This is a genomic window from Variovorax davisae, from assembly GCF_030316845.1.
GTDB lineage: Bacteria > Pseudomonadota > Gammaproteobacteria > Burkholderiales > Burkholderiaceae_C > Variovorax > Variovorax davisae.
On record NZ_JASZYS010000007.1, the window covers coordinates 278,624 to 302,461 of the forward strand.

The following is a 23,838-nucleotide window of genomic DNA, read 5'->3' on the forward strand; positions in this document are numbered from 1 at the left end:
AATTCCAATGTAACGAAGTATGTCAGGCTGGCTGTGCCTCGGCCATGCCCTGGTGTCGCAACAGCGCATCGAGCTGGGGTTCGCGGCCCCGGAAAGCCTTGAAGGACTCCATCGCGCTGCGGCTGCCGCCGGCTTCGAGGATCGCTTCGCGGTACTTGCGCCCGGTTTCGACGCTCGGCTCGCCGTTGGCGCCGGCGGTCTCCTCGAAGGCGGCGTAGGCATCCGCACTCAGGACTTCGGCCCACTTGTAGCTGTAGTAGCCGGCCGCGTAGCCGCCCGAGAAGATGTGGCTGAAGGTGTTCGGCGTGCGGCTGAATTCGGGCGACGGCATCACCGCGACTTCCTTGCGCACCTCGGCCAGCAGCGCCATCACGTCGCCCGGCTGGGCGGTGGCGGCGTCGTAGCGGGTGTGGAGCAGCATGTCGAAGAGCGAGAACTCGATCTGGCGCAGGGTCTGCAGGCCGCTCTGGAAGTTCTTAGCCGCGGTCATCTTGTCGAACAGGGGGCGCGGCAGCGGTGCGCCGGTGTCGACATGCGAGGTCATGTGCGCGAGCACGTCCCATTCCCAGCAGAAGTTCTCCATGAACTGGCTCGGCAGTTCGACCGCGTCCCATTCGACGCCGCTGATGCCGGAGACGTCGCGCTCGTCGATGCGGGTCAGCATGTGGTGCAGGCCGTGGCCGAACTCGTGGAAGAGGGTGGTCACGTCGTCGTGCGTGAGCAGCGGCGGCTTGCCGTCGACGCCCTCGGCGAAGTTGCAGACCAGCTGTGCGACCGGCGTCTGCAGCGTGCCGGTGTCGGGCCGCAGCCAGCGCGCGCGGACGTCGTCCATCCAGGCACCGCCGCGCTTGGCGGCGCGGGCCGAGGGGTCGAGGTAGAACTGGCCGACCTTCTGGCCGGCGCGCTCGATGCGGTAGAACTCCACGCTCGGGTGCCAGACCGGCGCCTGGTCGCGCTGGATCGACACCTCGAACAGGGTCTCGACGATCTTGAACAGGCCCGCCATCACCTTGGGCGCGGTGAAGTACTGCTTGACCTCCTGCTCGCTGAAGGCGTAGCGCGCTTCCTTGAGCTTCTCGCCGACGTAGGTCCAGTCCCAGGGCTGCGGGTCGGCGAGGCCCAGGTGCTCGGCGGCGAAGGCGCGCAGGTCGGCCAGGTCGCGCTCGCCATAGGGCCTGGCCTTGGCGGCGAGGTCGCGCAGGAACTTGATCACCTGGTCGGCCGACTCGGCCATCTTCGGCACGATCGAGAGTTCGCCGAAGTTGGGGTAGCCGAGCAGCCTGGCTTCTTCCTGGCGCAGCGCGAGGATCTCGCGGATCAGCGCCGTGTTGTCGAAGGCCGGGTCGCCGAATTCGCTGGCCCGCGTGACGTAGGCGCGGTAGAGCCGCTCGCGCAGCGCGCTGCTGCGGGCGAACTGCATCACCGGCAGGTAGCAGGGCATCTTGAGCGTGAGCTTGTAGCCGTCCTTGCCTTCGGCCTCGGCGGCGGCGCGGGCGGCACTGACGACATCTTCAGGCACGCCGTCGAGGTCTTCGAGCACGGCATACCAGGCGAAGGCATCGGTGGCGTCGAGCGCGTTCTCGCTGAACTTCTGGCTCAACTCGGCCTGGCGCTCCTGGATCTCGGCGAAGCGGGCCTTGGCCGCGCCCTGCAGTTCGGCGCCGCCCAGCACGAAATTGCGGATCGCGTTGCGGTGCGCCTGGCGCTGCTCGGGGTTCAAGGTCGCGGGGTCGATGGCCTTGTACTTGGCGTACAGGCGTTCGTCCGAGCCCAGACGGGTCCAGAAGGCGGTGACGCGCGGCATGGCCTCGTTGTAGGCGGCCCGCAGTTCGGGGGTGTCGGCCACGGCGTTGAGGTGGCCGACCGCGCCCCAGGCGCGGCTGAATCGCTCCGAGGCCACGTCCAGCACCTTCGCGATGGCCGTCCACTCGGCCGGAAAGGCGGGCTCGGTCACCGCCTGCAGGGCCGACTCGGCGCCGGCGAGCAGGGCGTCGACCGCCGGTGCGACATGTTCCGGCTTGATCTGGTCGAACAGCGGGAGGTCGTTGAAGTCGAGGAGCGGATTGGTCATGGTCTTGTTCAGATGGCGGACGGGGGGCGCGAGTTCAAGTGGCGCTGGCGGCGGCCGTGCGTTCGGCCGCCTCGATGGTGTTCACCAGCAGCATCGTGATGGTCATCGGGCCGACGCCGCCGGGCACCGGCGTGATCCAGCCGGCCACCTCGCGCACGCCGGCGAAGTCGACGTCGCCGCAGAGCTTGCCTTCGTCGTTGCGGTTCATGCCGACATCGATGACGACGGCGCCGGGCTTGACCATGTCGGCCGTGAGCACGTTGCGCTTGCCGACCGCGGCCACCACGACGTCGGCCTGGCGGGTCATGGCGCCCAGGTCGGCGGTCGCGCTGTGGCAGATGGTGACGGTGGCGCTTTGGGCCAGCAGCATCAGGGCCATCGGCTTGCCGACGATGTTGCTGCGGCCGATGACCACCGCGTGCTTGCCGCGCAATTCGTAGCCGATCGACTCGAGCATCTTCATGCAGCCGTAGGGGGTGCAGGGCCAGAAGCCCGGCGAGCCGGTCATCAAGGCCCCGGCGCTGGCGACGTGGAAGCCGTCGACGTCCTTGGCCGGCGCGATCGCCTCGATCACCTTCTGGGCGTCGATTTGGGCCGGCAGGGGGAGCTGGACCAGGATGCCGTGGATGGCCGGGTCGTTGTTGAGGGCCTCGACGCGGGCCAGCAGGTCGGCTTCGGAGAGCTCGGCCGGGTACTTCTCGAGCACCGAGTGCAGGCCGCTGTCCTCGCAGGCCTTGACCTTGTTGCGAACGTAGACCTGGCTGGCCGGGTTCTCGCCGACCAGCACCACCGCCAGGCCGGGCACCACGCCGCGGGCCTTGAGCGCCGCGGCGCGGGTGGCGACCTCGGCGCGCAGCGTCTTGGAGAGCGCGTTGCCGTCAATCAGTTGGGCTGTCATCGTTTTTCGAACTTCAGAAATGGAAACGCCCGCTTGCGCAGGCGTGGAGTTGCAATCGGTGGCGGGAGGTCGCTAGGCCTTGGCGGGCGTGGCCGCCTGTCCCAGGGCGATCTTGAGCAGGTCGGCCACGGTGTTGGCGTTGAGCTTTTCCATGATGTTGGCGCGGTGCGCCTCCACCGTCTTGATGCTGATGCCGAGGTCGTCGGCGATCTGCTTGTTGAGGCGTCCGGCGACGATGCGCTCGAGCACCTGGGCTTCGCGGCCGGTCAGCTTGGACAGCAGCGCGTCGCGGCTGGCCGACTGCTGGTGCTGCGCGAAGGCGCCGCGGGCATGGTCGAGCATGCGCTCGACCAGGGCCACCAGGGCCTCGTCGTTGAAGGGCTTCTGGATGAAGTCCATCGCGCCCTTCTTCATCGAGTCGACCGCCATCGGCACGTCGCCGTGGCCGGTGATGACCACGATCGGCAGCGGCGAGCGGCGCTCGATCAGGCGGTCTTGAAGCTCGATGCCCGACATGCCGCCCATGCGGATGTCGACGATCAGGCAGGCCACTTCGCGCGGGTCGTAGCGCGACAGGAAGGACTCGGCCGAGTCGAAGCAGCGGACGCGGTAGTCCTTGCCCTCGAGCAGCCATTGCAACGAATCACGAACCGCTTCGTCGTCGTCGACGACATAGACAGTGCCCTTCTTCGGAATCAAACTCATGCAGGTACTTTCGCCTCGTTGCTTGCTACGGAATCGATAGCGTCCAACACCGGTAACCAGAAGGAAAAACGGCATCCGACCACATCCGGCCCATTGTAGATGTTCTCTGCCTGCATCCGGCCGCGGTGCGACTCGACGATGGTGCGGCAAAGGTTGAGGCCGATCCCCATGCCTTCCGGCTTGGTCGAGAAAAAGGCCTCGTAGAGCCGGTCCATGACTTCGGGCGCCAGGCCCATGCCGGTGTCCTGGACCGAGAACTCGACCGCCGGCTGGCCGTCGATGTTCTTGGGCAGCACTCGCAGCTCGACGCTGCGGCGCGCCAGCGGCCGGTTGGCCAGGTCGATCGACTCGGCGGCGTTCTTCAGCAGGTTGACCATCACCTGCTCGATCAGGATCGGGTCGACCCGCAGGATCGGCAGCCGGGCCGCCACGTAGTGGTTGAGCCGCACGTTGCGCCGGCGCAACTCGATGCCGGCCAGCTCGACCGCCTCGCTGACCATGGTCGAGACCTCGGCCGGGGTGCGGTTGGGCTCGCTGCGTTTCACGAAGGAGCGGATGCGCTGGATGATCTGGCCGGCGCGCTGGGCCTGCTTGGAGGTTTTCTCGAGCGCCGACAGCAGGGCCTCCGAATCGATCTGCTGGCCCTTGATGCGCGACACCATGCCGTTGCAGTAGTTGGTGATCGCAGTCAGCGGCTGGTTGAGTTCGTGGGCCACGCTGGAGGCCATCTCGCCCATGGTGATCAGGCGGCTGGCGGCATGGGCGCGGTCGGCCTGCGCCGCCGCCAGGTCCTCGGCGTCGCGCCGCGGCGTGATGTCGGTGGCGATCACCAGCTGCGCCAGCCGGCCGTCGACCCAGGTCAGGTAGCGCGAGCGCACTTCCAGCCACTTGCCCAGTTCGGGCACGAAGATCTCGTTGTTGGCCGGCTGGGCGGTGGTCAGCTGGTCGATCGGCAGGCCGGCGAAGGAGTCGACGTCGTCCATCTCCTCGTCGCGCGCCTGCGTGGCCGGCACGCCGGCCTGCGCCACCATGCCCAGGTGGCCGACCGTGTTGGAGCCGAACCAGAGCCGGTAGAGCTTGTTGGCGAACAGCAGCTCCTCGCTGCCGAGCGGCGCCACCGACACCGAGGCGTCCAGCGCCTCCAGCACCGTCGTGAAGCGCTCGTACGAGGCCGACAGCTGCTCGCGGATCCGGGTCGGCTCGGTGATGTCGGTCATCGAGGTCATCCAGCCGGTCTGGTGGCCGCGGGCGTCGATCAGCGGCGAGACGTAGAGCCGGGCGTTGAAGACGCTGCCATTGCGGCGCTTGACCCGGACCTGGAAGCCGCCGGGCAGGGCGCGGCCGTGCAGCTCTTCCTCCAGCCGCTCGTTCATGACCTCGCGGTCGGACTCCAGCCAGTAGGGGAAGGGCGGCGTCTGGCCGACCAGTTCGTTCTCGCTCCAGCCGGTCATGGCGCAGAAGGCGGCGTTGACGTAGGTGATGCGGCCTTCGAGGTCGAGCACCCGCATGCCGGTCAGCATGGAGTTCTCCATGGCGCGGCGGAAGTTGGTCTCGGCCACCAGCGCCTGCTGGGCCTGCAGCCGCCGACGGGTGTGGCGCCAGGTACCGATCAGCATCCAGCTGGTGAGCACGCTGAGCGCGCCGACCAGCCAGAACAGGCCGTTGCCGACCACGCCCTGCGACGTCCGGTAGGCCTGCGCCCGCAGCAGCAGCGCGTTGCCGACCGGGGAGACCGGGACTTCGTATTCGTTGGTGCGCACCGTCCAGGGCAGCAGCCGGGTGCCGGCGCCGCGCGGGCTGGCGACCGTGTTGCCGGCGATCAGCCCGCCCTTGGCGTCGAGCAGCGACACGGCATAGCGGGCCGAGACCTCGGAGGGCATGCCGTAGCGCAAGAGGCCGTCGATCGAGAACTCGCCCATCAGCATGCCGGCGAACAGCCCCTGGTCAAACAGCGGGATGTACAGCCCCAGCATCGGCGGCGGGTCGCCGCCGGCCAGCGGCTGCGAGAACACCGGCTGGCGCAGCTCGCGCGCCAGTGCATAGTTGCTTTCGATGTCGCCCGGGCGCAGCACCTCGCCGACCGCATGCTGCAGCGCCGGGTGGACGCTCGGCGCCGCGTAGTTGGCCTTGAAGCGCCGGCGGTCGTCGATCCAGCTGACCGACTGCAGTTCCGGGAACTGGCTCACCAGCGACTCCGCCCGGCTGGTGAACTCGGCCGCGTCGATCTCGCGGTTGGAGGCGTCGCGGGCCAGCCGCATCAACTGCTCCTGCCGTTCGAGCAACCGCAGCCGCACCCGCTGCTGGGCGTATTCGACGTCGCGCTTGACCGATTCCTGGACCCGCTCCACCTCCTCGGCCCGCAGGTACCAGAAGGCCGAGACGATGGCCGCGAGGAACAGCAGCACCGCGGCCAGCGGCGCGAGCATCGCGACCGCGTCCTGCAGCACCGGCGTCTGGCGGCGCCACCAGCGGCGCAGCCAGGACAGCGGCGACGCGGCATTGCGCGCGACGGCGATCGGAGAGGAAAGGGGCATCGTCCAAGTTTAGGTGATGCCCCGCGCCGAGGGAGGCCGCACCGCTAGTGCCGGGGACTCGGTTGCGGATGCCTCGTGCGATGAATTTCATAATAAGAAATCAATAGGCACAATTTGAAATTCCAATAATTCTGTGCGAAACTCCCGCGCACTGCTGGATACGGCACTAAATTACGCCCACAACCCCTCACAAGGAGACAAGCATGTCGGCAAATCCCGAGAACCATTTCGGCTCGGCTGCGAACGACCTGGACGCGCAGGAAACGCGTGAATGGATGGACGCCCTGTCCGCCGTGATCGAGAGCGAGGGGCCCGATCGCGCGCACTTCCTCCTCGAGCAGCTGCTCGAGCACGCGCGCCAGAACAGCATCGACAAACCGTTCTCGGCCAACACCGCCTATGTCAACACCATCGAGGCCGACCAGGAAGAGCGTTCGCCGGGCAATGCCGAGATCGAAGAGCGCCTGCGCTCCTACATGCGCTGGAACGCCATGGCGATGGTGGTCAAGGCCAACCGCCACCACCCGGCCGAAGGCGGCGACCTCGGCGGCCACATCGGCTCCTTCGCCTCGCTGGCCAGCATGTTCGGCGCCGGCTTCAACCATTTCTGGCACGCCGAGAGCGAGAACCACGGCGGCGACTGCCTCTACATCCAGGGCCACGTGTCGCCCGGCATCTATGCCCGCGCCTACCTCGAAGGCCGGCTGACCGAAGAGCAACTGCTGAACTTCCGCCAGGAAGTCGACGGCAAGGGCCTGTCGAGCTACCCGCATCCCAAGCTGATGCCCGAGTTCTGGCAATTCCCGACGGTGTCGATGGGCCTGGGCCCGCTGATGGCGATCTACCAGGCGCGCTTTCTCAAGTACCTGCATGCGCGCGGGATCGCCAACACCGAGAACCGCAAGGTCTGGGTCTTCTGCGGCGACGGCGAGATGGACGAAGTCGAATCGCTGGGCGCCATCGGCCTGGCGGCGCGCGAGAAGCTCGACAACCTGGTCTTCGTCATCAACTGCAACCTGCAGCGGCTGGACGGCCCGGTGCGCGGCAACGGCAAGATCATCCAGGAGCTCGAAGGGGAGTTCCGCGGCTCCGGCTGGAATGTCATCAAGCTGATCTGGGGCAGCGGCTGGGATCCGCTGCTCGCGCGCGACAAGGAAGGTGCGCTGCGCAAGCTCATGATGGACACCAACGACGGCGACTACCAGTCGTTCAAGGCCAACGACGGCGCCTACGTGCGCAAGAATTTCTTCGGCCGCGATCCACGCACCCTGGAAATGGTCGCCAAGCTGAGCGACGACGACATCTGGAACCTGCGCCGCGGCGGCCATGATTCGCAAAAGGTCTATGCGGCCTTCGACGCCGCCGTCAAGCACCAGGGCCAGCCGACCGTGCTGCTGATCAAGACCGTCAAGGGCTTCGGCATGGGCAAGATCGGCGAAGGCAAGAACACCGTCCACCAGACCAAGAAGCTGGGGGACGAGGACATCAAGGCCTTCCGCGACCGCTTCAACATTCCGATTCCCGACAGCCAGCTGGCCGACCTGCCGTTCTACAAGCCGGCCGACGACACGCCCGAGATGAAGTACCTGCACGAGCGCCGCAAGGCGCTGGGCGGCTACCTGCCGCACCGCCGCGTGAAGGCCGAAGAGAGCTTCACGGTGCCGGCGCTCGACACCTTCAAGGCGGTGCTCGAGCCGACCGCCGAAGGGCGCGAGATCTCGACCACGCAGGCCTACGTGCGCTTCCTGACGCAGCTGCTGCGCGACCAGGCGCTGGGCCCGCGCGTGGTGCCGATCCTGGTCGACGAGGCCCGCACCTTCGGCATGGAAGGCCTGTTCCGCCAGATCGGCATCTACAACCCCGCGGGGCAGCAGTACACGCCGGTCGACAAGGACCAGGTCATGTACTACCGCGAGGACAAGGCCGGCCAGATCCTGCAGGAGGGCATCAACGAGGCCGGCGGCATGTCGAGCTGGATCGCCGCGGCCACGTCGTACAGCACCAACAACCGGATCATGGTGCCGTTCTACGTCTACTACTCGATGTTCGGCTTCCAGCGCATCGGCGACCTGGCCTGGGCGGCCGGCGACATGCAGGCGCGCGGCTTCCTGCTCGGCGGCACGTCGGGGCGCACCACGCTGAACGGCGAAGGCCTGCAGCACGAGGACGGCCACAGCCACATCCTGGCCAACACGATCCCCAACTGCGTCAGCTACGACCCGACCTTCGCGCATGAAGTCGGCGTGATCCTCCACCATGGCCTGAAGCGCATGGTCGAGAAGCAGGACAACGTCTACTACTACATCACGCTGCTGAACGAGAACTACCCGATGCCCGGCCTGCAGCCCGGCACCGAGGAGCAGATCATCAAGGGCATGTACCTGTGCAAGCAGGCGCCGGCGCTCAAGGCCAAGTCGCCTTCGGTCCAGCTGCTGGGCAGCGGCACGATCCTGCGCGAGAGCTTCGCGGCCCAGGAGCTGCTCGAGAAGGACTGGGGCGTGTCGGCCGCGGTCTGGAGCTGCCCGAGCTTCAACGAGCTGACCCGCGACGGCCAGGAAGCCGACCGCTGGAACCTGCTGCACCCGACCGAGACGCCGCGCGTGTCCTTCGTCGAGCAGCAGCTGTCGGCGAGCACCGGCCCGGTGGTGGCCTCGACCGACTACATGAAGGCCTATGCCGAGCAGATCCGCCCCTTCGTCCCGAAGGGCCGCAACTACAAGGTGCTCGGCACCGACGGCTTCGGCCGCAGCGACTTCCGCAACAAGCTGCGCGAGCACTTCGAGGTCAACCGCCACTTCATCGTGGTGGCGGCACTGAAGGCGCTGGCCGAAGACGGCGCGGTGCCGGCGCAAAAGGTGGCAGATGCCATCAAGAAGTACGGCATCAACGCCGAGAAGATCAACCCGCTCTACGCATAACACCAATCAACGGCGCCCGTAGGGCGGGAGACACGACATGGCAACAGTGGAAATCAAGGTGCCGGACATCGGCGACTTCGACGAGGTCGCGGTGATCGAGGTGCTGGTGAAGGTCGGCGACTCGGTCAAGGCCGAGCAGTCCCTCATCACGGTGGAGTCGGACAAGGCCTCGATGGAGATCCCGTCGAGCCAGGCCGGCGTGGTGAAGGAACTCAAGGTCGAGGTCGGCAGCAAGGTCAAGGAAGGCTCGGTGGTGCTGGTGCTCGAAGGCGAAGGCGCGGCTGCGCCGGCGGCCTCAGCGCCCGCGGCAGCGGCTCCCGCGCCTGCCGCGGCGGCGGCACCGGCGCCTGCGGCCGCCGCCCCTGCACCGGCAGCGGCGGCCGGCCCGATCGACATCAAGGTGCCCGACATCGGCGACTTCAAGGACGTCGCGGTGATCGAGGTGCTGGTCAAGCCCGGCGACACCATCAAGGCCGAGCAGTCGCTGATCACGGTCGAGTCCGACAAGGCCTCGATGGAGATCCCTTCGTCGGCGGCGGGCGTGCTCAAGGAACTCAAGGTCAAGGTCGGCGACACGGTCAACATCGGCGACTTGATCGCGGTGATCGAAGGCACGTCCGGCACCGCCGCGCCGGCGGCTGCCGCGCCGGCGCCGGCCCAGGCCGCTGCGGCAGCGGCACCGGCCAGCGCGTCGGCACCGGCCCCTGCGGCGTCGGCACCGGCCGCCGCCCCGCCGGCGCACGACCCGACGGTCGCACCCAGCGGCAAGATGCCGCATGCCTCGCCCTCGGTGCGCAAGTTCGCGCGCGAACTCGGCGTGCCGCTGGAGGAGGTCAAGGGCAGCGGTCCCAAGGGCCGCATCACCCAGGAAGACGTCCAGAGCTTCACCCGGGCCGTGATGAGCGGCGCGGCCAGCACCAAGGCCGCCGGCGCCAAGGCGCCCGCGGGCGGCGGTGGCGGCGAGGCGCTCGGCCTGATCCCCTGGCCCAAGGTCGACTTCACCAAGTTTGGCACCGTGGAGCGCAAGGACCTGTCGCGCATCAAGAAGCTCAGCGGCGCCAACCTGCACCGCAACTGGGTGATGATCCCGCACGTCACCAACAACGACGAGGCCGACATCACCGAGCTCGAGGCCTTCCGGGTCGCGACCAACAAGGAGAACGAGAAGTCGGGCGTCAAGGTGACGATGCTGGCCTTCGTGATCAAGGCCATGGTCTCGGCGCTGAAGAAGTTCCCCGACTTCAACACCAGCCTGGACGGCGATCAGCTGGTCTACAAGCAGTACTACAACATCGGCTTCGCGGCGGACACGCCGAACGGGCTGGTGGTGCCGGTGCTCAAGGACGCCGACAAGAAGGGCGTGCTGCAGATCAGCCAGGAAATGGGCGATCTGGCCAAGAAGGCGCGCGACGGCAAGCTCGGCTCGGCCGACATGCAGGGCGGCTGCATCTCGATCAGCTCGCTGGGCGGCATCGGCGGCACGCATTTCACGCCGATCATCAACGCCCCCGAAGTTGCGATCCTGGGCCTGTCGAAGGGCCAGATGAAGCCGGTGTGGGACGGCAAGCAGTTCGTGCCGCGGCTGACGCTGCCGCTGTCGCTGTCCTATGACCACCGCGTGATCGACGGCGCTGCGGCGGCGCGATTCAACGCCTACCTGGGCCAGGTGCTCGCGGACTTCAGACGCGTTCTCCTATGACGACGGTGGTGGCCGTCCGCAAGGGCGGCCAGGTCGTGATGGCGGCGGATTCGCTCGTGACCTTCGGCGACACGCGCCTGTCGCACCGCGCCGAAGCCAACCAGAAGCTGTTCATGGTGAACGATGCGGGCGGGCAGAGCATCTTCGCGGTGGCCGGCGCGGCGGCGCACTTCCTGGTGCTCCAGCATGCGCTGGCGGCGCAGGCGCCCGAGGCGCTGCGCTTCGGCAGCAAGGACGAGATCTTCCGCACCTTCACGCTGCTGCATCCGGTGCTGAAGGACTCGTTCTTCCTGCAGACCAAGGAAGACGAGCACGAGCCCTACGAGTCGAGCCAGTTCACGATGCTGCTGGCCAATGCCAGCGGCATCTACGGCATCTACAGCTACCGCGAGGTGTTCGAGTTCAAGCAGTTCTGGAGCATCGGCTCGGGACGCAGCTTCGCACTCGGCGCCATGCACGCGGTCTACGACAAGGCGCGCTCGGCGCGCGACGTCGCCGAGGCCGGCGTTGCCGCGGCCTGCGAATTCGATCGAAACTCGGCCGGACCGGTCGACGTTCTTACACTCAAACTGAAGGTGTCCAAATGAGCGAAGTACAAGTCAAGGTGCCGGACATCGGCGATTTCGACGAAGTCGCGGTGATCGAGGTGCTGGTGAAGGCCGGTGACACGGTGAAGGCCGAGCAGTCGCTGATCACGGTGGAATCGGACAAGGCCTCGATGGAGATCCCGTCGTCCGCGGCCGGCGTGGTCAAGTCGGTGGCCGTGAAGGTCGGCGACAAGGTCAAGGAAGGCTCGGTGGTGCTGACGCTCGATGCGGTCGAAGGCGCCGCCGCGGCACCGGCGGCGGCCCCCGCGCCGGCCGCCGCCGCATCGGCACCCAAGCCGGCCCCGGCCGCGGCGACCTCGGCACCGGCCGCGGCGTCGAGCTACGCCGGCGCGGTCGACTTCGACTGCGACCTGCTGGTGCTCGGCGCCGGCCCCGGCGGCTATTCGGCCGCCTTCCGCGCCGCCGACCTCGGCCTCAAGGTGATCCTGGTCGAGCGCTACGCGACGCTCGGCGGCGTCTGCCTCAATGTCGGCTGCATCCCGTCGAAGGCGCTGCTGCACGTGGCGGCGGTGATCGACGAGGTCAAGCACTTCGCCGACCTCGGCGTCAGCTACGGCGAACCGAAGATCGACCGCGCCAAGCTGCTCGGGCGCAAGAACAAGGTGGTGGGCAAGCTCACCGGCGGCCTGGCGGCGATGGCCAAGATGCGCAAGGTCACGACCGTGCGCGGCATCGGCGAGTTCATCGACCCCTTCCATGTCAAGGTGCAGGAAACCAGCGGCGACGGCCAGGCCACCACCGGCAAGGCGCAGACGGTCAAGTTCCGCCACTGCGTGATCGCGGCCGGTTCGCAGGCCGTGCACCTGCCCTTCATGCCGAAGGACCCGCGCGTGGTCGACTCCACCGGCGCGCTCGAACTCGGCATCGAACCGAAGCGCATGCTGATCCTCGGCGGCGGCATCATCGGCCTCGAGATGGGCTCGGTCTATTCGACGCTGGGCGCGCGGCTCGACGTCGTCGAGATGCTCGACGGCCTGATGCAGGGCGCCGACCGCGACCTGGTCAAGGTCTGGCAGAAGCTCAACGCGCCGCGCTTCGACAACATCATGCTGAAGACCAAGACCGTGGGCGCCGAAGCCACCAAGGACGGCATCCGCGTCACCTTCGAGGGCGAGCAGGCGCCCAAGGAGCCGCAGCTGTACGACCTGGTGCTGCAGGCCGTGGGCCGCAGCCCCAACGGCAAGAAGATCGGCGCCGAGAAGGCCGGCGTCGCGGTCAGCGACCGCGGCTTCATCCCGGTCGACATCCAGATGCGGACCAACGTGCCCCACATCTTCGCGGTCGGCGACATCGTCGGCCAGCCGATGCTGGAGCACAAGGCGGTGCACGAGGCGCACGTGGCGGCCGAAGTGATTGCCGGCGAGCAGAAGGGCGACAAGGAGCTGGCGAGCGCGGCGTTCAACGCCCGCGTGATTCCGAGCGTGGCCTACACCGACCCCGAGGTGGCCTGGGTCGGGCTGACCGAAGACCAGGCCAAGGCCGAGGGCGTGAAGATCGAGAAGGGCCTGTTTCCCTGGACGGCGTCGGGCCGGGCGATCGCCAACGGCCGCGACGAGGGCTTCACCAAGCTGCTGTTCGATGCCGAGTCGCACCGCATCGTCGGCGGCGGCATCGTCGGCACGCACGCCGGCGACATGATCGGCGAGATCGCGCTGGCGATCGAGATGGGGGCGGACGCCTACGACATCGGCAAGACCATCCATCCCCATCCGACGCTGGGCGAAAGCATCGGGCTGGCGGCGGAGGCAGTCCATGGCCACTGCACCGACCTGCCGCCGGTGAAGCGCTGAAACGCCGGGTTGCCCCATGAAAAAATCCCGCCTGGCGCGGGATTTTTTTCGTCCGGAGCAGGGCGGCGTCAGTCGCCCGAGGCCTTGACCTCGTCCTGCGCCGCGGCGACCCGGCGAGCGCCGCTGAAACGGCGCTGCCAGTAGCTGCCGCTCATGTCTTCGACCCGCACCTGCGCGCCGGGCTTGGGGGAATGGATGAACTTGCCCTCGCCGACATAGATGCCGACATGGCTGAAGGCGCGGCGCATGGTGTTGAAGAACACCAGGTCGCCGGGCTTGAGTTCGCTGCGGTCGATCTTCTGGGTGGCGGCGGCCTGTTCTTCGGCGCGGCGCGGCAGCAGGTGGCCGACGGTCTGCGTGTACATGGCGCGGACGAAGCCGCTGCAGTCGAAACCGGTCTCGGCCGTGTTGCCGCCGCGGCGGTAGGGCACGCCGAGGAAGCCGATGGCGGTCACCACGAGGTCGGAGGTGCGGTCGGCGACCGTCTGGCGAACCTGGTGGAATTGCCCCATCAGGGTCTTCTCGACGACCAGGGCGCCCGTGTGCGGGTCGTCGGTCGGGTCCAGCTGCGGCGCGGCGTGTGCGTGGAGGGCGAGCAGCAGGCTGGCGGTGAGGAGAAAAAGTCGCATGGCGCGTAGGATATGGACGACACCTGAGGGTGTCAATTTCATGCGGATTCGGGATTCTGCACGTAAACAGTTGTCCGACAAAGGAATTTTTCCATTTCTCACATACCCAAATGTAAAAGTCACCGTTATGGGCCATAAGTTCTTTGCGGGATGTAATGCAAAAGATTTGCAATTCGGGTTGAAATGGCACCGGTCCGGAAATCCGCCGGCGGCAAGGAAATACATGAAATCGTGGTCGCACCCGCGGGTCCGCCCGGGCCTCGCGCGTTTCCTCTTCGCGTTCCTGGCAAGCATCGGCGTCGCACAGGCCGCGCCGCGGCCGGAGGTCGTCACGGCCGGCCTCGAGAACCCCTGGGGCGTCGCCTTTCTTCCGGATGGGCGCTTTCTGGTGACCGAGCGACCCGGTCGCCTGCGGGTGGTGGCGGCCGACGGCCAGCTCGGCGCGCCGCTGGCCGGGCTGCCGCCGATCGCTGCGGGCGGGCAGGGCGGCCTGCTCGACGTGCTGGCCGATTCCGCCTTCGCCCGCAACCGGACGCTGTACTTCTGTTTTTCCGAACCGGAGGCGGGCGGCCCGGCCAACGGCACGGCGCTGGCGCGCGCCCGGCTGTCGGCCGACGGCAGCCGCCTCGAGGATGTCACCGTGATCTTCGGCCAGCGGCCCAAGGTGGCGAGCCGCAACCATTTCGGCTGCCGCATCGTCGACGCCGGGGACGGGACGCTGTTCCTCACCCTGGGCGATCGCTTCAGCCGCAAGGAAGACGCGCAGAAGCTCGACAACCACTTGGGCAAGATCGTGCGCATCGGCAAGGACGGCGCGGTGCCCAGGGACAATCCCTTCGTCGGCCAGGCGGGCGCGCTGCCCGAGATCTGGAGTTATGGCCACCGCAACGGCCAGGGCGCCACGCTGGGGCCCGATGGCAGGCTGTGGATGCACGAGCACGGGCCGCAGGGCGGCGACGAGATCAACGTCCCGCAGGCCGGCCGCAACCACGGCTGGCCGGTGATCACCTACGGCGAGAACTACGGCGGCGGCAAGATTGGCGACGGCATCACGCGCAAGGAAGGCATGGAGCAGCCTCTGCACTACTGGGTGCCGTCGATCGCCCCGTCGGGCATGGCCTTCCTGACCAGCGACCGCTATGGCCCCGCCTGGAAGGGCAACCTCTTCGTGGGCTCGCTCAAGTTCGGCTACCTGGACCGGATCGTCCTCCGGGACGGCAAGGTCGCGGCCGAGGAGAAACTGCTCGAAGGCGGCAGGGCGCGCATCCGCGACGTCAAGCAGGGGCCCGACGGCCTGCTCTACATCCTGACCGACGAGTCGAACGGCAAGCTGATCAGGCTGCGGCCCGACTGAGCGCCGGACCACCCGCAGGCCGCAAAGGCCGCGTCCATCGGTGGTACGGTCGAGCATCACACCGTATTCGCGAAAGACTCCCATGCTGCTCGATGCTTCCCAATCCCAACTGGTCCTGGTCGACTACCAGGCGCGCCTGATGCCGGCCATCTTCGAGGCCGAGGCCGTTGCGAAGAACGCGGTCCGGCTGGGCGAGATGGCCCGGCTGGTGGAGGTCCCGATCTGGGGCACCGAGCAGAATCCGTCCAAGCTGGGCGAGAACCTGCCCGAGATCCGCGCGCTGTGCCAGCGCACGCTGGCCAAGATGCACTTCAGCGGCGCCGAAGAGGGCCTGGGCGAATGGCTGCGGGTGCCCGCGAAGGCGCCCCAAGGCAACGCCCGCAGCCTGCCGAAGCACCTGCAGAAGCCCGCGGCGGCCGAGGAGCGCAACACGATCGTGATCGCCGGCTGCGAGGCCCACGTGTGCCTGCTGCAGACGGCGCTCGACCTGCTCGAGGACGAGTTCGAGGTCTGGGTCGTGACCGACGCCTGCAGCTCGCGCACCGAGCGCAACCGCGACGCGGCCTTCGACCGGCTGGCCGGCGCGGGGGCCGAACTGGTGACCACCGAGATGGTCGGCTTCGAATGGCTGCGCACGGCCGAGCATCCGCGCTTCAGGGATCTCCAGGCCCTGATTCGCTGAGGGTCGAAGCCTCGCCGCGGGCGCTTCAGGGCGGGGCGCCGCGGCGGGGCCGCCGCAGCCGCTTCAGATAGGCTTCGCGGACGATCAGCGCCATGGTTTCGACCGGCGTGAACACCAGCGAGGCGCTGCCGAGCACGGCCGAGGCGAAGTCGCCGAGCTGGGACATGGCCGGCCCGCCGTCGGGGGTCAGGAAATGGCTGATGACCAGGGCGTGAGACAAGAACAGCAGGAAGTTGGCCGCCAGCACCGCCTTCAGCAGCCGGCTGCTGAACATCGTGAGGCAGATGCCGGCCTGCACGGTGGACGCCGCCAGCAGCGACATGCCCAGCGGGTAGCCCGCGGCATAGCCTTGCAGCGCCATGGCGGCCAGCAGCAGGGAGATGGCCGCCAGCAGTGCCGACTTGCGGCGCACCGAGACGATGGCGGCGGAGCGATGGGGAGTCACTGGCCCCAGTCTGGACGAGGCGCGTGCGGAAGTGAATCCGCCATATGGGGGATGGCCCGCGACGCGCTTCTAGTGGGCCATGACGAGCGGCGCGACGTCCCGCCCCTCGGCCTGGGCGATCAGCCGGGCCGTGGCGTGGGCGGCCATCTCCAGGCGCCGGACGTCGCGCTCGTCCAGATGGGGGCAGGCCGCGAAGCTGAAGCCGCACAGCATGCCGTACAGCGTGCCGTCCGACAGCCGCACCGGTACGCCGATATGGGCGCCGAGCGCCTCGTAGTAGAGGGGAAGTCCGTAGTCCGAACGGACACTGGCAACATCCGGCGTCAAGCAGGGCATCCGGCCGTCGACGATCCGCTGGCAGATGGTTTCGTCGAGGGCGTGGCCTTCCCCCGGCTTGATGACGGCGTCCTCGGTCCTCGAGGCGATGTGGCGGAACACGCGGGCGCCATCGATGAATTCGCCGATGAAGACCACCTCCAGCTTGAGCTGCTCGCGCACCACGCGCAGCAGGCTGCCGATCGAGACCTCGATCAGCACGCTGTCGCGCAGGTCGGCGTCGGCCGTCACGGCGGCCAGCCGCGTCGCCCAGTCGTCCGGCGCTTCCGGGCTGGTTTCGGGAATCGTTTTCATGGAATGCCGATTCTGACGCCAGACAGGAAAAGGTCGACGTCGTTCATTTGTCCTGGAGGCGTCGATAGGCGCTGAAGTGGCGGATGGCCTTCTTCGGGTCGCCCAGGTGATCGTGCAGGCGCGCGGCGTTGAAGTGGGCGTCGCCTATGCCGGGGTCGAGGGTGAGGCAGCGGTCGTAGGCCAGCAGTGCCTCGCGGTAGCGCTCCAGGTCTTCCAGCGCCACCGCGCGGTTGAAATGCAGCAGGGCGTCTTCGCGGCACCGGGCGAGCGCCGTGTCGTAGAGCGCCACGGCTTCCGCGCAGCGGCCCGATTCGCAGAGCAGGGCGCCGAGGTTCAGGTAGCCGTCGGCATGCGTCGGCGCGCTGTCGAGCAGCCGCCGGTAGCCGCGCTCCGCCGCTGCCGGGTCGCTGGCCTCGAGAGCCTCGGCCTGCGCGAACAGGGCCTCGGGCGACGACTGGATCAGGGCCGGCGCCTCGGCCGGGCCGCGCTCGACGAAAGCCACCGTGCCGCGCATCGCCGCGACATCGAAATCCATCAGCAGTTGGCCCGATTCCGCCGCCCATCGGCTGCCCCTCTCGTGCACGGCGACCTCACTGCCGACGGCGGTGATCCGCAGCCCGCTCAGCGGCAGCTCCGCCGGCAGCGTGCCCTTGAGCCGCTGCAGCGCGCGCACGATCTTGCGCGTCGGGATGTCGGCCAGTTGCAGCTTGTGGGCCGTGCGCAGCAGGACGACGTCGCGAAACGAAAAGCGGTATTCGTTGCGCGGTCCGCGCGACGGGCTGACGAAGCCGTGGGCGATGAGTCTGGCGACCGCGCTGCGCGACAAACCCAGCATCTCCTGGATGCCGCGCAGGGTATGGGTCGCCGGTGGCGGCGACGGGTTCACTTTCTCGATCGCGCGCGCGCCGGGGCCGGGGCGGCGACCTCGGGCGCCTTGGCGCTGGCCCGTTTCACGCCCTTGCGCTCCTTCGAGGCCAGCGGCGTGACCTTGTCGGCGGGCGCCCGCGCGGCGCGCTGGCCGGTCGTGCCGCCGCGCGCCAGGCTGGCGCGCAGCATCTCGGTGAGGTCGATGATCTGGCCGCCCGCTTCGGCATCGCGCGCCTCGGCCGCGACCACCTGCTTGCCGGTGATCTTGGCGTCGATGGCGGCCAGGATGCGCTGTTTCTCTTCGTCGACGTACTGCGTCGGGTCGTAGCTGTCCTCGGCGATCTGGTCGATCAACTGGAGCGCGAGCTTCACTTCCGCGTCCGAGGGCTGGACCTGCTCGATGTCGAGCTCCTTCAGCGAGCGGACCTCGTCGGCGTAGAGCAATTGCTGCAGCACCAGCCCGTCTTCGGCGGCGCGCACCTGGACCACGTACTGCTTGCCCTTCCAGGCCCATTTCGCGAGGGCGCAGCGGCCGCTTTCCTGCATGGCGGCGCGCAGCAGCGAATAGGACTTGGCGCCGCGCTTGTCGGGGGCGAGGTAGTAGGCCTTGTCGTAGTAGATCGGGTCGACCGCCTGCTCCGGGATGAAGCTCACGATGTCGATCGCATGGCTCGCGCTTTCCTCGACCGCCTTGAGTTCATCGGGCGTGAACAGCACGTAGCGATCCTTCTCGAATTCGTAGCCCTTGACCATCTCGGTGCGCGCCACGACGGTGCCCGGGTCCTTCTCGGACACGTACTGCTGCTTCACGCGGGAGCCGTCCCGGGTCAGCAGATTGAACCTGACCGCGCTGCTGCTCTCGGTTGCGGAATACAGCTTGACCGGGATCGAGACCAGGCCGAAACCCAGGGAGAGTGAAGCGATCGAGCGAGCTGCCATGCGACCTCCAAGAACGGTGCGACGTGCACCCAGGGTGCGCAGGATGCCACTTTCCAGCGGCTTCGAACAGTCATTGCTTGCCCAGATGCACCGCGACCTGCTCGGCCCGGGGGCCGACGTCCGCCACCGCCTGGCGCAGGGCCTGTTCGCTGACGCCGAGCCGGTCGCACCAGTACTGGATCTCGTGCGTCTGGGTGACATCGATGGGGTCGTGGACTTCGTCGGACATGGCGCTGTTCTCCTTTTCGGCAGGCAGCCATCGTGGCCGACGGCGCAGCCCTGGCGTGGCGGAAAAGGCTGCGTTCGCGTGCAGGACGACGCCGATGTCCGCAAGTTTCTGCGCGCGAGCGTGAAATCAGACCGCCGACAAACGTGCGCAAGTTCACGGCGCCTGTTCGATGGCGCCTGCCGCAGCGTGGCCGAAGCATGCAGACTCGCGTCATCTCACAACGAAGGGGTCGATGATGGAATTCGTTCACTGGCTTTGCATTGGCGCCGGCACCACGGTGGTGGCGGCCGCCTGGCTGCTGCGCCGCCACCGGGCGCGCCCGGACGAGCGGAGCGCGCGGCGGGCGAAGGAATGCTCGACGGCGACGGGTCATGGCACGGCGTTCGCGCGCCTGTCCACGATTCGCTGAGCGCCCGGCGGGGCCGGCCGTCCGGGCCGCTCGCAGGGGGCTTGAGAAAGTGTCATCGTGCCGTCAAATCCTTGACGTGGCACAATGCGAGAGTACTCAGGCCCTTCCCCAGCCACAGTCGCATCCGCCAATCGGTCCAGCCGTGTCGCGGAAGGTTTCTTAACCAGCTAGTGCTTCCTCCAGGGAAGCGAAGGTCAGCGGAATATGAGCGATTCCTCGTCGACGGGTTCTTCCGTCTACAGCGCCTACCAAGGCAACACCTACCTCTTCGGCGGCAATGCGCCCTATGTCGAAGAGATGTACGAAAACTACCTCTCCAATCCCGGCAGCGTGCCCGACAACTGGCGCTCGTACTTCGACGCGCTCCAGAACGTGCCCGCCACCGACGGCAGCAATGCCAAGGACGTGCCCCACCTGCCGGTGGTCAACGCCTTCGCCGAGCGTGCCAAGCAGGGCACCACCAAGGTGGTGGTGGCCAGCGGCGCCGACTCGGAGCTCGGCCGCAAGCGCACCGCGGTCCAGCAGCTGATCGCCGCCTACCGCAACGTCGGCGCCCGCTGGGCCGACCTCGACCCGCTCAAGCGCACCGAGCGTCCCGCCATTCCCGAGCTCGAGCCTTCGTTCTACGGCTTCGCCGATGCCGACCTCGAAACGGTCTTCAACACCAGCAACACCTTCTTCGGCAAGGAGACGATGTCGCTGCGCGACCTGCTGAACGCACTGCGCGAGACCTACTGCGGCACCATCGGCGCCGAGTACATGTACATGACCGACCAGGGCCAGAAGCGCTGGTGGCAGCAGAAGCTCGAAAGCGCCCGCACCAACCCGCAGCTGGGCGCCGAGCAGAAGAAGCGCGTGCTGGAGCGGCTCACGGCCGCCGAAGGCCTCGAGCGCTTCCTGCACACCAAGTACGTCGGCCAGAAGCGCTTCTCGCTCGAAGGCGGCGAGAGCTTCATCGTCGCGATGGACGAGCTGATCAACCAGGCCGGCATCAAGGGCGTGCAGGAGATCGTGATCGGCATGGCCCACCGCGGCCGCCTCAACGTGCTGGTCAATTCGCTCGGCAAGCTGCCGGCCGACCTGTTCGCCGAGTTCGACCACACGGCCCCCGAAGACCTGCCCAGCGGCGACGTCAAGTACCACCAGGGCTTCAGCTCCGACGTGACCACGGGCGGCGGCCCGGTCCACCTGAGCCTGGCTTTCAACCCCTCGCACCTCGAGATCGTGAACCCGGTGGTCGAAGGTTCGGTGCGCGCGCGCATGGACCGCCGCGCCGACCCGCTCGGCAAGCAGGTGCTGCCGGTGATCGTGCACGGCGACGCCGCCTTCGCAGGCCAGGGCGTGGTGATGGAAACGCTGGCGCTGGCCGAAACCCGCGGCTACTCCACGGGCGGCACGGTCCACATCGTGATCAACAACCAGATCGGCTTCACCACCAGCGACCCGCGCGACAGCCGCTCGACGCTGTATTGCACCGACATCGTCAAGATGATCGAGGCGCCGGTGCTGCACGTGAACGGCGACGACCCCGAAGCCGTGGTGCTGGCCACCCAGCTCGCCCTCGAGTTCCGCATGGAATTCCAGAAGGACGTGGTGGTCGACATCATCTGCTTCCGCAAGCTCGGCCACAACGAGCAGGACACGCCGGCGCTGACCCAGCCGCTGATGTACAAGAAGATCGCGCAGCATCCCGGCACGCGCAAGCTGTACGCCGACAAGCTGGCGGCCCAGGGCCTGGGCGCCACGCTCGGCGACGACATGGTCAAGGCCCAGCGCGCCGCCTTCGACGCCGGCAAGAACACCTCCGACCCGGTGCTGACCAACTTCAAGAGCAAGTACGCGGTCGACTGGAGCCCCTTCCTCAACAAGAAGTGGACCGACGCCGGCGACACCGCGATCCCGACCGCCGAATGGAAGCGGCTGGCCGAGCGCATCACGAAGGCACCCGAAGGCTTCACGGTGCATCCGCTGGTCAAGAAGGTGCTCGACGACCGCGCCGCGATGGGTCGCGGCGACGTCAACGTCGACTGGGGCATGGGCGAGCACATGGCCTTCGCCTCGCTGGTGGCGAGCGGCTACCCGGTGCGCCTCTCGGGCGAGGACAGCGGGCGCGGCACTTTCACGCACCGCCATGCCGTGCTGCACGACCAGAACCGCGAGAAGTTCGATGAAGGCACCTACGTGCCGCTGCAGAACGTGGCCGACAACCAGGCGCCGTTCGTCGTCATCGACTCGATCCTGTCGGAAGAGGCGGTGCTGGCCTTCGAGTACGGCTACGCTTCGAACGACCCCAACACGCTGGTGATCTGGGAAGCGCAGTTCGGCGACTTCGTCAACGGCGCGCAGGTCGTGATCGACCAGTTCATCGCCTCGGGCGAGGTCAAGTGGGGCCGCGTCAACGGCATCACGCTGATGCTGCCGCACGGCTACGAAGGCCAGGGCCCGGAGCACAGCTCGGCGCGCCTCGAGCGCTTCATGCAGCTGGCGGCCGACACCAACATGCAGGTGGTGCAGCCGACCACGGCGAGCCAGATCTTCCACGTGCTGCGCCGCCAGATGGTGCGCAACCTGCGCAAGCCGCTGATCATCATGACGCCGAAGTCGCTGCTGCGGAACAAGGACGCGACCTCGCCGCTGTCCGAGTTCACCAAGGGCGCCTTCCAGACCGTCATTCCCGACAGCAAGGACCTGAAGGCCGAGAAGGTCAAGCGCGTGATCGCCTGCTCGGGCAAGGTCTACTACGACCTGGCCAAGAAGCGCGAGGAGAAGGGCGCCGACGACGTGGCGATCATCCGCGTCGAGCAGCTCTATCCGTTCCCGCACAAGGCCTTCGCCACCGAGCTGAAGAAGTACCCGAACCTGGTGGACGTGGTCTGGTCGCAGGACGAGCCGCAGAACCAGGGCGCCTGGTTCTTCGTGCAGCACTACATCCACGAGAACATGCAGGAAGGCCAGAAGCTCGGCTACTCCGGCCGTGCCGCCTCGGCATCGCCGGCGGTCGGCTACTCGCACCTGCACCAGGAACAGCAGAAGGCGCTGGTCGACGGCGCGTTCGGCAAGCTCAAAGGCTTCGTGCTGACCAAGTAAGAAAAAGGAGCGCCGAGGGCGCTCCGACCCCATTCCAAAGAAACACGAAGCGAGCACATAGAAATGTCCATCGTAGAAGTCAAGGTTCCCCAGTTGTCCGAGTCCGTGGCCGAAGCCACCATGCTGCAGTGGAAGAAGAAGGCCGGCGATGCCGTCGCCATCGATGAAATCCTGATCGAGATCGAGACCGACAAGGTCGTGCTCGAAGTGCCGGCCCCCGCGGCGGGCGTGCTGGCCGAGATCGTCCAGGGCGACGGCGCCACCGTGGTGGCCGAACAGTTGATCGCCCGGATCGACACCGAAGGCAAGGCCGGCGCCGCCGCGCCTGCCGCTGCCGCACCGGCGGCCGCGCCGGCCGCAGCCGCCGCACCGGCTGCCGCCGCCGCCGCAGCCGCTGCCACCGGCGGCTCGAAGTCCGACGTCGCGATGCCGGCGGCCGCCAAGCTGCTGGCGGACAACAAGCTGGGCGTCGGCGACGTCGCCGGCACCGGCCGCGATGGCCGCGTCACCAAGGGCGACGTGCTCGGCGCCGTGGCGGCCGGCACCAGCGCGAAGGTGGCGGCACCCGTGCCCGTGCCGACCGGCGCGCCCAAGGCGGCGCTGCCGCAGGTCGCCGCGCCGACCCGCGCGCCCGACCTGGGCGACCGTCCGGAAGAACGCGTGCCGATGAGCCGCCTGCGCGCGCGCATTGCCGAGCGCCTGCTGCAATCGCAGTCGAGCAACGCCATCCTGACCACCTTCAATGAAGTCAACATGGCCCCGGTCATGGAGATGCGCAAGAAGTTCCAGGACGCGTTCACCAAGGAACACGGCGTCAAGATCGGCTTCATGAGCTTCTTCGTGAAGGCCGCGGTGCATGCGCTCAAGAAGTACCCGGTGATCAACGCCTCGGTCGACGGCAACGACATCGTCTACCACGGCTACTTCGACATCGGCATCGCGGTCGGATCGCCGCGCGGCCTGGTGGTGCCGATCCTGCGCAACGCCGACCAGATGAGCTTTGCCGACATCGAGAAGAAGATCGCCGAGTTCGGCCAGAAGGCCAAGGACGGCAAGCTGGGCATCGAAGAGATGACCGGCGGCACGTTCTCGATCTCGAATGGCGGCACCTTCGGCTCGATGCTGTCGACCCCGATCATCAACCCGCCGCAGTCGGCCATCCTGGGCGTGCATGCGACCAAGGATCGCGCGGTGGTCGAGAACGGCCAGGTCGTCGTTCGCCCGATGAACTACCTCGCGATGAGCTACGACCACCGCATCATCGACGGCCGCGAAGCCGTGCTGGGCCTGGTCGCCATGAAGGAAGCGCTCGAAGATCCGTCGCGTCTCCTGTTCGACATCTAA

The 23,838-nt window shown here is 67.7% G+C and carries 19 protein-coding genes; 9 read left to right on the forward strand and 10 right to left on the reverse strand.

Features of this window, described 5'->3' with window-relative positions:
• Positions 1–22: 22 nt before the first annotated feature.
• The 4 genes from QTI33_RS18340 to QTI33_RS18355 form a co-directional block, all read right to left on the reverse strand.
• On the reverse strand, positions 23–2,071 hold the full coding sequence (locus QTI33_RS18340; protein WP_286507611.1) for a M3 family metallopeptidase: 2,049 nt from the start codon (positions 2,069–2,071) through the stop codon (positions 23–25).
• Between the two features lie 34 nt (positions 2,072–2,105).
• Entirely contained in the window at positions 2,106–2,969 is an 864-nt protein-coding gene (gene folD, locus QTI33_RS18345) for a bifunctional methylenetetrahydrofolate dehydrogenase/methenyltetrahydrofolate cyclohydrolase FolD (protein ID WP_286507612.1), read from the reverse strand.
• Positions 2,970–3,041: 72 nt separating this feature from the next.
• Positions 3,042–3,674: a response regulator transcription factor gene (locus QTI33_RS18350; RefSeq protein ID WP_286507613.1), complete on the reverse strand. Its 633-nt coding sequence runs from the start codon at positions 3,672–3,674 to the stop codon at positions 3,042–3,044.
• Positions 3,671–6,208: a PAS domain-containing sensor histidine kinase gene (locus QTI33_RS18355; RefSeq protein WP_286507614.1), complete on the reverse strand. Its 2,538-nt coding sequence runs from the start codon at positions 6,206–6,208 to the stop codon at positions 3,671–3,673. Before QTI33_RS18355 ends, QTI33_RS18350 begins: the two co-directional genes overlap by 4 nt.
• A 203-nt stretch (positions 6,209–6,411) precedes the next feature.
• Here QTI33_RS18355 and aceE point away from each other — a divergent pair, with 203 nt between their 5' ends.
• From aceE to lpdA, 4 genes are read left to right on the forward strand one after another with little or no spacing between them, the layout of a single operon-like run.
• Complete coding sequence (gene aceE / locus QTI33_RS18360; protein WP_286507616.1) at positions 6,412–9,126, forward strand: pyruvate dehydrogenase (acetyl-transferring), homodimeric type; 2,715 nt, start codon at positions 6,412–6,414, stop codon at positions 9,124–9,126.
• 37 nt (positions 9,127–9,163) lie between these two features.
• Positions 9,164–10,825 carry a dihydrolipoyllysine-residue acetyltransferase gene (gene aceF, locus QTI33_RS18365; RefSeq protein WP_286507618.1) on the forward strand — a complete coding sequence of 554 codons (1,662 nt, stop codon included), beginning with the start codon at positions 9,164–9,166 and terminating at the stop codon, positions 10,823–10,825.
• The gene (locus QTI33_RS18370) at positions 10,822–11,412 is read left to right on the forward strand and encodes an Ntn hydrolase family protein (protein WP_286507619.1); all 591 of its coding nucleotides are present in this window, start codon (positions 10,822–10,824) and stop codon (positions 11,410–11,412) included. The genes aceF and QTI33_RS18370 overlap by 4 nt, the downstream gene beginning before the upstream one ends.
• On the forward strand, positions 11,409–13,223 hold the full coding sequence (lpdA, locus tag QTI33_RS18375; RefSeq protein WP_286507620.1) for a dihydrolipoyl dehydrogenase: 1,815 nt from the start codon (positions 11,409–11,411) through the stop codon (positions 13,221–13,223). The genes QTI33_RS18370 and lpdA overlap by 4 nt, the downstream gene beginning before the upstream one ends.
• 68 nt (positions 13,224–13,291) lie before the next feature.
• Here lpdA and QTI33_RS18380 read toward each other — a convergent pair whose 3' ends face one another.
• Positions 13,292–13,852 (reverse strand): C40 family peptidase, encoded by a 561-nt coding sequence (locus tag QTI33_RS18380; protein ID WP_286507622.1) that lies wholly within the window; start codon positions 13,850–13,852, stop codon positions 13,292–13,294.
• A 223-nt stretch (positions 13,853–14,075) separates the two neighbouring features.
• Between QTI33_RS18380 and QTI33_RS18385 the strand changes: the two genes are divergently transcribed.
• Complete coding sequence (locus QTI33_RS18385; RefSeq protein ID WP_286507623.1) at positions 14,076–15,206, forward strand: PQQ-dependent sugar dehydrogenase; 1,131 nt, start codon at positions 14,076–14,078, stop codon at positions 15,204–15,206.
• An 82-nt stretch (positions 15,207–15,288) separates the two neighbouring features.
• Entirely contained in the window at positions 15,289–15,888 is a 600-nt protein-coding gene (locus QTI33_RS18390) for an isochorismatase family protein (RefSeq protein WP_286507624.1), read from the forward strand.
• A gap of 25 nt (positions 15,889–15,913) precedes the next feature.
• Here the strand turns inward: QTI33_RS18390 and QTI33_RS18395 are convergent, their stop codons facing one another.
• The 5 genes from QTI33_RS18395 to QTI33_RS18415 form a co-directional block, all read right to left on the reverse strand.
• Positions 15,914–16,333, reverse strand: coding sequence for a hypothetical protein (locus QTI33_RS18395; protein WP_286507626.1), 420 nt, complete (start codon positions 16,331–16,333; stop codon positions 15,914–15,916).
• Between the two features lie 69 nt (positions 16,334–16,402).
• Positions 16,403–16,963, reverse strand: coding sequence for a GAF domain-containing protein (locus tag QTI33_RS18400; protein ID WP_286507627.1), 561 nt, complete (start codon positions 16,961–16,963; stop codon positions 16,403–16,405).
• A 43-nt stretch (positions 16,964–17,006) separates the two neighbouring features.
• A complete protein-coding gene (locus QTI33_RS18405; RefSeq protein ID WP_286507628.1) occupies positions 17,007–17,849 on the reverse strand; it encodes a tetratricopeptide repeat protein in 843 nt (280 codons plus the stop codon).
• The gene (ku, locus tag QTI33_RS18410; protein ID WP_286507630.1) at positions 17,846–18,769 is read right to left on the reverse strand and encodes a non-homologous end joining protein Ku; all 924 of its coding nucleotides are present in this window, start codon (positions 18,767–18,769) and stop codon (positions 17,846–17,848) included. The genes QTI33_RS18405 and ku overlap by 4 nt, the downstream gene beginning before the upstream one ends.
• Before the next feature lie 70 nt (positions 18,770–18,839).
• The gene (locus QTI33_RS18415; RefSeq protein ID WP_286507633.1) at positions 18,840–18,998 is read right to left on the reverse strand and encodes a DUF3606 domain-containing protein; all 159 of its coding nucleotides are present in this window, start codon (positions 18,996–18,998) and stop codon (positions 18,840–18,842) included.
• 235 nt (positions 18,999–19,233) lie between these two features.
• On the opposite strand from QTI33_RS18415, the gene QTI33_RS18420 reads away from it, so the two are divergent.
• From QTI33_RS18420 to odhB, 3 genes are all read left to right on the forward strand, one after another.
• On the forward strand, positions 19,234–19,407 hold the full coding sequence (locus QTI33_RS18420) for a hypothetical protein (RefSeq protein ID WP_286507634.1): 174 nt from the start codon (positions 19,234–19,236) through the stop codon (positions 19,405–19,407).
• A 204-nt stretch (positions 19,408–19,611) separates the two neighbouring features.
• A complete protein-coding gene (locus QTI33_RS18425) occupies positions 19,612–22,494 on the forward strand; it encodes a 2-oxoglutarate dehydrogenase E1 component (RefSeq protein ID WP_286507635.1) in 2,883 nt (960 codons plus the stop codon).
• Positions 22,495–22,557: 63 nt separating this feature from the next.
• The gene (odhB, locus tag QTI33_RS18430) at positions 22,558–23,838 is read left to right on the forward strand and encodes a 2-oxoglutarate dehydrogenase complex dihydrolipoyllysine-residue succinyltransferase (protein WP_286507636.1); all 1,281 of its coding nucleotides are present in this window, start codon (positions 22,558–22,560) and stop codon (positions 23,836–23,838) included.